Here is a 10,379-nt window from a genome sequence, read left to right as displayed (position 1 = left end):
GTACTTCTAGACATGAGCACCGTAGACACTTTGCGGCTCGCGACCGCCGGGTCGGTCGACGACGGCAAGTCCACCCTGGTGGGACGGCTGCTGCACGACTCCAAGTCGGTCCTGGCCGACCAGTTGGAGGCCGTGGAGCGCGCGTCCCGGGGTGCCGCGCCCGATCTGGCGCTGCTGACCGACGGCCTGCGCGCCGAGCGGGAGCAGGGCATCACCATCGACGTCGCCTACCGCTACTTCGCCACCCCGCGCAGGCGGTTCATCCTCGCCGACACCCCCGGGCACGTGCAGTACACCCGCAACATGGTCACGGGTGCCTCGACGGCCGAGCTGACGGTCATCCTCGTCGACGCCCGCAACGGCGTCGTCGAGCAGACCCGCCGGCACGCCGCCATCGCCGCCCTGCTGCGCGTCCCGCACGTCGTGCTCGCCGTCAACAAGATGGACCTCGTGGGGTACGAGGAGAAGGTCTTCGAGTACATCGGCGAGGAGTTCGCCGCGCTCGCGGCCGAGCTGGGGCTGCCGTCCTTCACGCCGATCCCGGTGTCCGCGCTCGCCGGGGACAACGTGGTGGAGCGCTCGGCGCACATGGACTGGTACCAGGGGCCGGCCCTGCTGGAGTTCCTGGAGACCGTGCCGGTCGCCGTCGGCCCGGTCGCCGCGCCGGCCCGCTTCCCCGTGCAGTACGTGATCCGGCACGGCGAGGACCGCCACTACGCGGGCCAGCTGGTGTCGGGCGCCCTGCGGGTGGGCGACCGCGTGACGGTGCATCCGTCCGGGGAGGTCTCCCAGATCGCCGGCATCGACGTGCTCGGCACCCCGGCCGACACGGCGTACGCCCCGCAGTCGGTCAGCCTGCGCCTCGCCGACCAGCGGGACGTCTCCCGCGGGGACATGATCACCGCCGGGGTGGACGCGCCGACGCTCACCCAGGACGTGCGGGCCGCCGTCTGCCACCTCGCCGACCGTGAGCTGCGGGTCGGGGACCGGGTGCTGCTGCGCCACACGACCCGGACCGTGAAGGCGATCGTCAAGGATCTGGCGGGGGTGGACTCCCTGGCCGCCAACGACCTCGGCCGGATCGTGCTGCGCACCGCCGAGCCGCTGCCGCTGGACGACTACGCGGTCTCCCGGCGCACCGGCGCGTTCCTGCTGATCGACCCGGCCGACGGGGCGACGCTCACCGCCGGGATGGTGGCGCTCAGCGACCCGGCGTGAGCCGGGGACGCGGGGCGTCCGTGCGTCCGGTCGGCGGGCGCCGGCTGCCCGCCCGGTACGGGGCGGGCCAGACGGCGCCCGGACCGTCGTAGCCCTGCTCGGCCGCCGCGTGCAGCGTCCAGTGCGGGTCGTACAGGTGCGGGCGGCCGAGGGCGCAGAGGTCGGCGCGTCCGGCGAGGATCAGGGAGTTGACGTCGTCCCAGGAGGAGATGGCGCCGACCGCGATCACCGGGACGCGGGCCTCGTGCCGGACGCGCTCGGCGTACGGCGTCTGGTACGAGCGCCCGAACTCCGGGCGTTCGTCGGCCGTGACCTGTCCGGTGGACACGTCGATCGCGTCGGCGCCGTGCGCGGCGAAGGCGCGGGCGATCTCCACGGCGTCGTCGGCGCTGGTGCCGCCCTCGGCCCAGTCGGTGGCGGAGATGCGGACGGTCATCGGCCGCTCCTCGGGCCACACCGCGCGTACGGCGTCGAAGACCTCCAGCGGGAACCGGAGCCGCTTGGCCAGGGTGCCGCCGTAGGCGTCGGTGCGGTGGTTGGTGAGCGGGGAGAGGAACCCGGAGAGCAGATAGCCGTGGGCGCAGTGCAGTTCGAGCAGGTCGAAGCCGGCCCGGGCGGCGCGGGAGGCGGCGGCGGTGAACTGTTCGCGGATGTCGGTGAGTTGTGCCCGGGACAGGGCGCGCGGGATCTGGCTGTGCGGCGTGTAGGGCAGCGCCGAGGCGGCGACGAGCGGCCAGTTGCCGTCGGGGAGGGGTTCGTCCATGCCCTCCCACATCAGGCGGGTGGAGCCCTTGCGTCCGCTGTGGCCGAGCTGGACACCGAGCGCGGTGCCGGGGGCGTGGGCGTGCGCGAAGTCGGTGATCCGCCGCCACGCCTCCGTCTGCCGGGCGGTGTACAGGCCCGTACAGCCCGGGGTGATGCGGCCCTCGGGGCTGACGCAGACCATCTCGGTCATCACCAGCGCGGCGCCGCCGAGCGCGCGGGCGCCGAGGTGGACGAGGTGGAAGTCGCCGGGGACGCCGTCGACGGCGGAGTACATGTCCATCGGGGAGACGACGACCCGGTTGCGCAGGGTGAGGCCGCGCAGCCGCAGCGGGGTGAACATCGGGGGCGTGCCGGGCGGGCAGCCGAACTCGCGCTCGACGGACTCGGTGAAGCGGGGGTCGCGCAGCCGCAGGTTGGCGTGGGTGACGCGGCGGCTGCGGGTGAGCAGGTCGAAGGCGAACTGGCGGGGCGGGCGGCCGAGATGCCGGGCCGGGCTCTCGAACCACTCCAGGCTGGCGCGGGCGGCGCGCTGGACGGAGGCGACGACGGGACGGCGTTCGGCCTCGTAGGCGGCCAGGGCCCGCTCGGTGGTGGGCTGTTCCACCAGGCAGACGGCGAGGGCGAGGGCGTCCTCGACGGCGAGTTTGGTGCCGGAGCCGATGGAGAAGTGGGCGGTGTGCGCGGCGTCGCCGAGGAGGACGGTGTTGCCGTGCGACCAGCGGTCGTTGACGACCGTGCGGAACGTGGTCCAGGCGGAGTTGTCCGACCGCAGGGGGCGGCCCCGGAGGGCGTTCGCGAAGATCTTCGCGCAGCGGGCGGTGGATTCGGCGACGTCGAGTCCGTCGAAGCCGGCCGCGCGCCAGACCTCGTCGCGCATCTCGACGATCACGGTGGAGGCGTCGGGCGCGTACGGGTAGCCGTGCAGCTGCATGACGCCGTGCTCGGTCTCGGCGAACTCGAAACGGAAGGCGTCGAACGGGAAGTCCGTCGCCAGCCAGATGTAGCGGCAGCGGTGCTCGGTGATCCAGGGGCGGAAGGTGGCGGCGTACGTGGCGCGCGTGGCGCTGTGTACGCCGTCGGCGGCGACGACCAGGTCGTGGCTCCGGGCCAGTTCGGCGGCGGGCGGGGCCTCGGTGCGGAAGCGGAGGTCCACGCCGAGGGCGCGGCAGCGGGCGTGGAGGACGGCGAGCAGGCGGCTTCTGGCCAGGGCGGCGAAGCGGTGCCCTCCAGAGGTCTGGCGGGTGCCCCGGTGGATGATGTCGATGGTGTCCCAGCGGACGAAGTGCTGTTCCAGGGCCTCGTAGACCTGTGGGTCGGCGTGTTCGATGCCGCCGAGGGTTTCGTCGGAGAGGACGACGCCGAAGCCGAAGGTCTCTGTCTCCGGGTTGCGTTCCCAGACGGTGATGTCCCGGGTGGGGTCGAGGCGTTTGAGGAGGGCGGCGGTGCAGAGGCCGCCGGGGCCGCCGCCGAGGACGGCTGTGCGGTGGGGGTGGCTGGTCTCCGGGGGCGCCACGGTCACCGTCCGCTCCATTTCGGGGGGCGTTTTTCCTGGTGGGCCGTGTGGAACTCCCTGTAGTCCTCCCCCGTCATCAGCAGGGCCTGGGTCGTCCCGTCCAGTTCGACCGCTGCCGACAAGGGCATGTCCAGTTCCGCCGTGAGCAGGGCCTTGGTCTGGGCGTGGGCCAGGGCGGGGCCGTCGGCCAGGCGGCGGGCGAGGGCGTGGGCGGCCTCGTCGGCGCGGCCCTCGTCCGTCAGCTCGCTGATCAGGCCGATCCGCTCGGCCTCCCTGGCCCGGACGGGTTCGCCGAGCATCAGCAGGCGGGTGGCGTGCCCGAGGCCGACGACGCGGGGCAGCAGATAGGCGGCGCCCATGTCGCCGCCGGAGAGGCCGACGCGGGTGAAGAGGAAGACGAAGCGGGCGCCGGGGTCGGCGATCCGGAAGTCGGCGGCCAGCGCGAGGACGGCGCCGGCGCCCGCCGCGACGCCGTGGACGGCGGCGATCACCGGGAACGGACACTCGCGGACGGCGCGGACGACCTGGCCGGTCATCCGGTTGAAGTCGAGGAGGCGGGCGGTGTCCATGGACAGGGTCGCGCCGATGATCTCGTCGACGTCGCCGCCGGAGCAGAAGCCGCGGCCCTCGCCGGCCAGCACCAGGGCCCGCACCCTCCGTTCCCTGGACAGCTCGGCGAGCAGGTCGCGCAGGTCGGCGTAGGCGCCGAAGGTGAGGGCGTTGAGCCGGTCGGGGCGGGCCAGGGTGACGGTGGCGACGCCGTCGGCGAGGTCGACGCGCAGGTGCCGCCAGGAGGGGGTGCGGGCGGCGGAGCCGGTGAAGGGACTCATGACGGCGGCCTCCTCATGCGGGGACATGACGAAGTTATCACTGGTATGTGACTGTCGTCACGGGTGCGCTATACAGGTCCGGGCGGGTCCCGGCCGGGTCCCGCCCGGTGCCCGTCGAGGTCCTGCCGGGCGGCGCCGTACCATTCATGAAGTTGAAAGCCGGACAGGGCCGCCTGTTCCACGAACGGAAACCGTCGTGCACGATTCCACTCCCGCCTCCGCCTCCTGGCGCGTAGCTCTGCCGCACACCGCCGCGGCCGTGCCGGTCGCCCGTGCCCTGGTGCGTACGGCGCTGGCCGAGCTGCGGCACGCCGCCGACTGCGACACGGCGGAGCTGCTGACGGCCGAGCTGGTCGCCAACGCCGTCGAGCACACCGCCGGCGAGACGCCGATCGAGCTGGTGGTGGAGCTGCTGCCGACCGGCTGCCGGGTCGAGGTGCACGACCCGGACCCGGCGCCGCCCGCCGGTCTCACCGTCCCGAGTCCGCCCGAGCCCGACCCCATGCAGGAGGGCGGGCGCGGACTGCTGCTGATCCGCGCCCTCAGCTCCTCCTGCGGGCACCGCCCCACCGGTTCCGGCAAGGCGGTCTGGTTCAGGCTCCCCGCGGTCCCCGCTCAGCGGCGTCCGGCGTGACGTCGGCCCCGGCGCGGGCCAGCCGGGAGTTGCGGCGCCCGTAGCCGGCGTAGACCAGCAGGCCCGCCGCGAGGAACACGGCGAACTGGATCCAGGTCGCGCTGCCCGTCTCGTAGATCAGGTAGAGGCAGAAGGCGATGCCCAGCAGGGGGGTGACCGGGTAGAGCGGCACCCGGAAGGTGCGGGCGAGGCCCGGTTCGCGGCGGCGCAGGGCGAGGACCGCGACGTTGACGACGGCCATGGTGGCGAGGGTGCCGATGGTGCACAGGTTGACCACCGAGTCGAGCGACGCGAAGGCCGCCGGGAGGGCGAAGACCAGGCCCACGATCCAGGTGCCGGCGACCGGGGTGGCGGTGCGCGGGGAGACCTTCTCGAAGACGCGCGGGATCAGACCGTCCCGGGACATGGACATCAGGATGCGGGTCTGCCCGTACATCACGGCCAGGACGACGGAGGCGATGGCGACCACCGCGCCGAAGGCGACGATCGTGCCGCCGACGGCGGAGCCGGTGACCTGGTCGACGACGTAGGAGAGGGCGGCGGGGCGGTCGCCGACGGCGTCGCCGCCGATGGCGCCGATGGCCGCGAGGGCGACCGCGCAGTACAGCAGGGTGACCAGGCCGATGCAGACCAGGATGGCGACCGGGATGTCCCGGCGCGGGTTCTTCGCCTCCTCGCCGGCGGTGGTGATCGCGTCGAAGCCGATGTACGAGAAGAACGCGGCCGTGGTGCCGGCGCCGATGCCGCCGAGGCCGGCCGGGGAGAACGGGGTGAGGTTGCCGTCCTTGAACGCGGTGTAGCCGATGGCGCAGAAGGCGACCAGGACGGCGAGCTTCAGCACCGCCATCGCGGCGGTGGCACGGGCGCTCTCGCGGACGCCCCGGACCAGCAGGACGCAGGCCAGGGCGATGACGATCACGGCGGGGAGGTTGATCGCGCCGCCGTCGCCGGGTCCGGCGGACAGCGCGTCGGGGAGCTGGACGCCGAGGACGCCGTCCAGCAGTTCGTTGACGTACTGGCTCCAGCCGACCGCGACCGCGGAGACCGAGACGCCGTACTCCAGGAGCAGGCACCAGCCGACCAGGAAGGCGGTGGTCTCGCCGAGGCCGGCGTAGGCGAAGGAGTACGAGGAGCCGGAGACCGGGATCGCGCCGCCCAGCTCGGCGAAGGCGAACGCGGTGAGCACGCAGGTGATCGCGGCGAGGACGAAGGAGATCACGACGGCCGGGCCGGCCTCGCCGACCGAGTCGGACAGGCCGACGAAGATGCCGGTGCCGACGATCGCGCCGACGCCGAAGCAGACGAGCTGGAACAGCCCCATCGTGCGCTTCAGGCTGTGGCCGGCCCGGTCGGCGCCGGATTCGGCCACGAGGAGGTGGGGGGACTTGATGCGGGGCATGCGGGTGGTGCTCGTTTCTGGTGGTGCGCGGTGGTGCGGGGCGCGAGGGTGGTCGCGCGCGGCGGCGCCGGGAGGGGTGGTTCCGGTGCCGCCGGACGGAGTGGGGGGTGGTCAGGCCAGGGTGGCGACCAGGACGGCCTTGATGGTGTGCAGCCGGTTCTCGGCCTCGTCGAAGACGACCGAGTACGGCGACTCGAAGACCTCGTCCGTGACCTCCAGGGAGTCCAGGCCGTGGGCGTCGTGGATGTCCTGGCCGACCTTGGTGCCCAGATCATGGAAGGCGGGCAGGCAGTGCAGGAACCTCACGTCCGGGTTGCCGGTGGCGCGCAGCACGTCCATGGTCACCGCGTACGGGGCCAGCGCGGCGATCCGCTCGGCCCAGACCTCCTTGGGCTCGCCCATGGAGACCCACACGTCGGTGGCGACGAAGTCGGCGCCGCGCACGCCCTCGGCCAGGGTCTCGGTCAGCGTGATCCGCGCGCCGCTGGTGACGGCCAGCTCGCGGGCCCGGTCGACGACCTCCTGGGCGGGCCAGTAGCTCTTGGGGGCGACGATCCGGACGTCCATGCCGAGCAGGGCGCCGGTGATCAGGTAGGAGTTGCCCATGTTGAAGCGGGCGTCGCCGAGGTAGGCGAAAGCGATCTCGGCCAGGGGCTTGTCGCTGTGCTCGGTCATGGTGAGCACGTCGGCCAGCATCTGGGTGGGGTGCCAGTCGTCGGTGAGGCCGTTGAAGACGGGGACGCCGGCGAAGGCGGCCAGTTCCTCGACCTTGGCCTGGCTGTCGCCGCGGTACTCGATCCCGTCGTACATCCGGCCCAGGACCCGCGCGGTGTCCTTCACCGACTCCTTGTGGCCGATCTGCGAGCCGGACGGGTCCAGGTAGGTGGTGGAGGCGCCCTGGTCGGCGGCGGCGACCTCGAAGGCGCAGCGGGTGCGCGTGGAGGTCTTCTCGAAGATCAGCGCGATGTTCTTGCCGCGCAGGTACCGGGTCTCGGTCCCGGCCTTCTTGGCGGCCTTCAGCTCGGCGGCCAGCTCGACCAGGCCGCGGAACTCCTCGGCGGTGAAGTCCAGCTCCTTGAGGAAGGGCCGGCCGGCGAGGGCGGTCGGGACAGTCGCCATGGGGGCGCTCCAGAGGTACGAGAACAGCGAAGAACGGGTTACCGACGAAATACTAACGGAATACTATACGACCCTCTGAATTCTTATACGGGATCTCTCTCCACCGGGCAGCTCATGCACCGCGGGCCGCCCCTGCCCCGGCCCAGTTCACTACCAGGGATCTCGATCACCTCGATGCCTTGTTTCCGCAGGTGGGTGTTGGTCGTGACGTTGCGTTCGTAGGCGACGACGACGCCGGGTTCGACGGCGAGCACATTGCAGCCATCGTCCCACTGCTCCCGCTCGGCCGCGTGGACGTCCTGTGTCGCGGTCAGTACCCGGATCTCGCTCAGGCCCAGCGCGGCGGCGATCGCGCGGTGCATGTGCTCCGGCGGATGGTCGGTGACCTTCAGCTCCTTGTCCCCGGTGCCGGGCTCGATGGTGTAGGAGCGCAGCATGCCGAGCCCGGCGTACTGGGTGAAGGTGTCGCCGTCGAGCATGGTCATCACGGTGTCGAGGTGCATGAAGGCGCGGGACTTCGGCAGGTCGAGGGCGACGATGGTGCGGGCCGAGCCGGCCGCGAACAGCTTGTGCGCGAGCATCTCCACGGCCTGCGGGGTGGTGCGCTCGCTCATGCCGATGAGGACCGCGCCGTTGCCGATGACCAGGACGTCGCCGCCCTCGATGGTGGAGGGGTAGTCGGCCTGGCCCTCGGACCAGAGGGGGAAGCGCTCCGCCCGGAAGAGCGGGTGGTGCCGGTAGATCGCCTCGAAGTGGACCGTCTCGCGCTGCCGGGCGGGCCAGCGCATCGCGTTGATGGAGACGCCGTCGTAGATCCAGGCGGAGGTGTCCCGGGTGAACAGGTGGTTGGGCAGCGGGTCCAGCAGGAAGTCGTCCAGCTCCATGACGTGGAAGCGCACGGAGACCGGCTCGGGGTGCGCCTCCAGGAACTCCCGCTTGGTCATGCCGCCGACCAACAGCTCGGCCAGGTCGCGGGCGGGCAGCGACGCGACGGCGGCCCTCAGGTGGTCGGTGGCCAGGACGCCGTACTCCTTCTCGTCGAAGACCCGGTCCAGGACCAGTTCCCGGGCGGCCGGGACGTCGAGGGTCTCGGTGAGCAGGTCGCCGAAGAGGTGGACGGCGACCCCGCGGTCGCGCAGTACGTCGGCGAAACCGTCGTGCTCCGCGCGCGCCCGGCGCACCCAGAGCACGTCGTCGAAGAGGAGCGCGTCCTTGTTGCTGGGCGTGAGCCGTTTCAGCTCCAGATCGGGCCGGTGCAGGATGACGCGGCCGAGCCGCCCGGCCTCGGAGTCGACGTGGAATCCCATGTCTCCATCCTGACCAGTCGGGCGCGTCTTCACCCGGCCGCCGGGCGCATTTTCCGGCCGGGGGGCGCCCCTCGGGCGCAGCGGAGCCCGGCACGCCGCTCTCCCGTGCGCCGGACGCCGTCGGCCGCCGGGCCGTGCTCCCGCCGCTCGGGCGCGCAGTGCGCGTACCACCTGCGGTGCGACGCCCGGTGCCCCTCAGGCTGGGACGGTCGTCAGCGAGCGGTACGGGAGAAACGGGAGACACCAGTGGACCAAGACGCCCTGATCACTCACTTCGTGGGTGCGTCGGCGCTGATTCTGGTGGCCGCGCACGCCGCCGGATGGCTGGCCCGGCGGCTCCGGCAGCCCTCCATCATCGGCCAGCTCGCCGCGGGCATCGCCCTCGGCCCGTCGCTGCTGGGCGGGGTCGCCCCCGACGCGTACTCGGCGCTCTTCCCGGCGGCCCTCGGACCGGCGCTGACCGGGCTGGCGCAGCTCGCCCTGGTGGTGTTCCTGTTCGGCGTGGGCTACGAGCTGGATCTGCGGATGCTCGGCGACCGGGCGCGTACGGCGGTGACGGTGGCGCTGGCGTCGTTCGCGGTGCCGATGGCGGTGGGCAGCGGCTGCGCCCTGCTGTTCCGGGAGCAGCTCCACGACCTGGGCATGCCCCGGGACCTGCCGCCGGCCGCCGTGGTCTTCGCCGGGGTGGCCCTGTCGATCACGGCGGTGCCGGTGCTGACGGCGATCGTGCGGGAGAACGGCCTGTCGCGGTCGGTGCCGGGCGTGGTGGCGGTCTCGGCGGCCGGGGTGCTGGACGTGATCGGCTGGACGGTGCTGGCCGGGGCGATGATCGACCGCGGCGGCGGGGCACAGGGGCTGGGCTGGCCGTGGCGGGTGGCGCTCGCCGCCGGGTTCGTGGCCGTGATGGGGGTCGCGGCCCGGCCGGTACTGCGGCGGCTGCTGTGGCGTACGCGGCTGGAGCCCTCGCTGCGGCTGGCGCTGCTGCTCGGTTTCGCCCTGGCCTCGGCGTGGGTGACGCACTCCCTCGGGCTGCACGTGATCTTCGGGGCGCTGCTCGCCGGGGTGGTGGCGCCGCGCGAGGAGGGCGGCACGCTCGATCCGGACCTGCTGCGTCCGCTGCACGACGTCGGCTCGCTGCTGCTGCCGTTCTTCTTCGTGATCTCGGGGCAGTCGGTGACCCTGGCCGGCCTGGGCACCACCGGCTGGGTCGCGCTGCTGGTGGTGACGGTGCTGGCGGTGACCACGAAGGTCGGCGCCGGGACCGTCGCGGCCCGGCTGGGCGGCCTCGACCGGCACGACGCGCGGACCGTCGGTGTGCTGCTCAGCGCCCGCGGCCTGACCGAGCTGATCGCCCTGGACGCGGGCCGCCAGGCGGGGCTGCTGAGCGGCCCCCTCTACACGGTCCTGGTCTTCATGGCGCTGACGACCACGCTGCTGACCCAGCCACTGCTGCGGCTGACCGACCGGCCGGCGGCCCGGGACCACACCGCCGCCCTGCCGGTACCCCGGCGACAACCGGACGGAACGACGGCGACACCGGCCGGCGACAAGGGGTGACCGGGCGACCGTCGGGACGGAGGACGGTCTGGGCCCC

Annotated in this window: 8 protein-coding genes; 3 read left to right on the top strand and 5 right to left on the bottom strand. The window is 72.9% G+C overall.

Translation table 11 applies throughout. From position 1 onward, the window contains the following. Positions 1 to 12: 12 nt before the first annotated feature. Complete coding sequence (locus J7I94_RS09605) at positions 13 to 1,218, top strand: sulfate adenylyltransferase subunit 1 (protein WP_215166556.1); 1,206 nt, start codon at positions 13 to 15, stop codon at positions 1,216 to 1,218. On the opposite strand, the gene J7I94_RS09600 is transcribed toward J7I94_RS09605, so the two are convergent. Continuing rightward, positions 1,202 to 3,514 carry a bifunctional salicylyl-CoA 5-hydroxylase/oxidoreductase gene (locus J7I94_RS09600; protein ID WP_215166555.1) on the bottom strand — a complete coding sequence of 771 codons (2,313 nt, stop codon included), beginning with the start codon at positions 3,512 to 3,514 and terminating at the stop codon, positions 1,202 to 1,204. The two genes, J7I94_RS09605 and J7I94_RS09600, sit on opposite strands and share 17 nt — an antisense overlap. After that, positions 3,499 to 4,326, bottom strand: coding sequence for an enoyl-CoA hydratase family protein (locus J7I94_RS09595; protein ID WP_215166554.1), 828 nt, complete (start codon positions 4,324 to 4,326; stop codon positions 3,499 to 3,501). Before J7I94_RS09595 ends, J7I94_RS09600 begins: the two co-directional genes overlap by 16 nt. Positions 4,327 to 4,522: 196 nt before the next feature. Here J7I94_RS09595 and J7I94_RS09590 point away from each other — a divergent pair, with 196 nt between their 5' ends. Beyond that, entirely contained in the window at positions 4,523 to 4,960 is a 438-nt protein-coding gene (locus J7I94_RS09590; RefSeq protein WP_215166553.1) for an ATP-binding protein, read from the top strand. Here J7I94_RS09590 and J7I94_RS09585 read toward each other — a convergent pair. From J7I94_RS09585 to J7I94_RS09575, 3 genes are all read right to left on the bottom strand, one after another. Next, positions 4,920 to 6,359, bottom strand: a complete 1,440-nt coding sequence (locus J7I94_RS09585; protein WP_215166552.1) for an amino acid permease — start codon at positions 6,357 to 6,359, stop codon at positions 4,920 to 4,922. The genes J7I94_RS09590 and J7I94_RS09585 overlap by 41 nt on opposite strands. Before the next feature lie 111 nt (positions 6,360 to 6,470). Next, positions 6,471 to 7,478, bottom strand: coding sequence for an ornithine carbamoyltransferase (gene argF, locus J7I94_RS09580; RefSeq protein WP_215166551.1), 1,008 nt, complete (start codon positions 7,476 to 7,478; stop codon positions 6,471 to 6,473). 83 nt (positions 7,479 to 7,561) lie between these two features. Continuing rightward, on the bottom strand, positions 7,562 to 8,785 hold the full coding sequence (locus J7I94_RS09575; protein ID WP_215166550.1) for an arginine deiminase: 1,224 nt from the start codon (positions 8,783 to 8,785) through the stop codon (positions 7,562 to 7,564). A gap of 246 nt (positions 8,786 to 9,031) precedes the next feature. Here J7I94_RS09575 and J7I94_RS09570 point away from each other — a divergent pair, with 246 nt between their 5' ends. Beyond that, positions 9,032 to 10,342, top strand: a complete 1,311-nt coding sequence (locus tag J7I94_RS09570) for a cation:proton antiporter (RefSeq protein WP_215166549.1) — start codon at positions 9,032 to 9,034, stop codon at positions 10,340 to 10,342. The last annotated feature ends 37 nt before the right edge of the window (positions 10,343 to 10,379 follow it).

Origin of the sequence: Streptomyces sp. ISL-12, from assembly GCF_018614415.1 — a bacterium.
Taxonomy (GTDB): Bacteria; Actinomycetota; Actinomycetes; order Streptomycetales; family Streptomycetaceae; genus Streptomyces.
Note: the sequence above shows the minus strand (reverse complement) of the source record. Positions and strands in the feature narration are given on the sequence as shown.

Excerpts from the sequence above, each read along its gene's own strand:
- J7I94_RS09605 (WP_215166556.1), top strand. The coding sequence starts at position 13 with ATGAGCACCGTAGACACTTTGCGGCTCGCGACCGCCGGGTCGGTCGAC.
- J7I94_RS09600 (WP_215166555.1), bottom strand. The coding sequence starts at position 3,514 with ATGGAGCGGACGGTGACCGTGGCGCCCCCGGAGACCAGCCACCCCCAC.
- J7I94_RS09595 (WP_215166554.1), bottom strand. The coding sequence starts at position 4,326 with ATGAGTCCCTTCACCGGCTCCGCCGCCCGCACCCCCTCCTGGCGGCAC.
- J7I94_RS09585 (WP_215166552.1), bottom strand. The coding sequence starts at position 6,359 with ATGCCCCGCATCAAGTCCCCCCACCTCCTCGTGGCCGAATCCGGCGCC.
- argF (WP_215166551.1), bottom strand. The coding sequence starts at position 7,478 with ATGGCGACTGTCCCGACCGCCCTCGCCGGCCGGCCCTTCCTCAAGGAG.
- J7I94_RS09575 (WP_215166550.1), bottom strand. The coding sequence starts at position 8,785 with ATGGGATTCCACGTCGACTCCGAGGCCGGGCGGCTCGGCCGCGTCATC.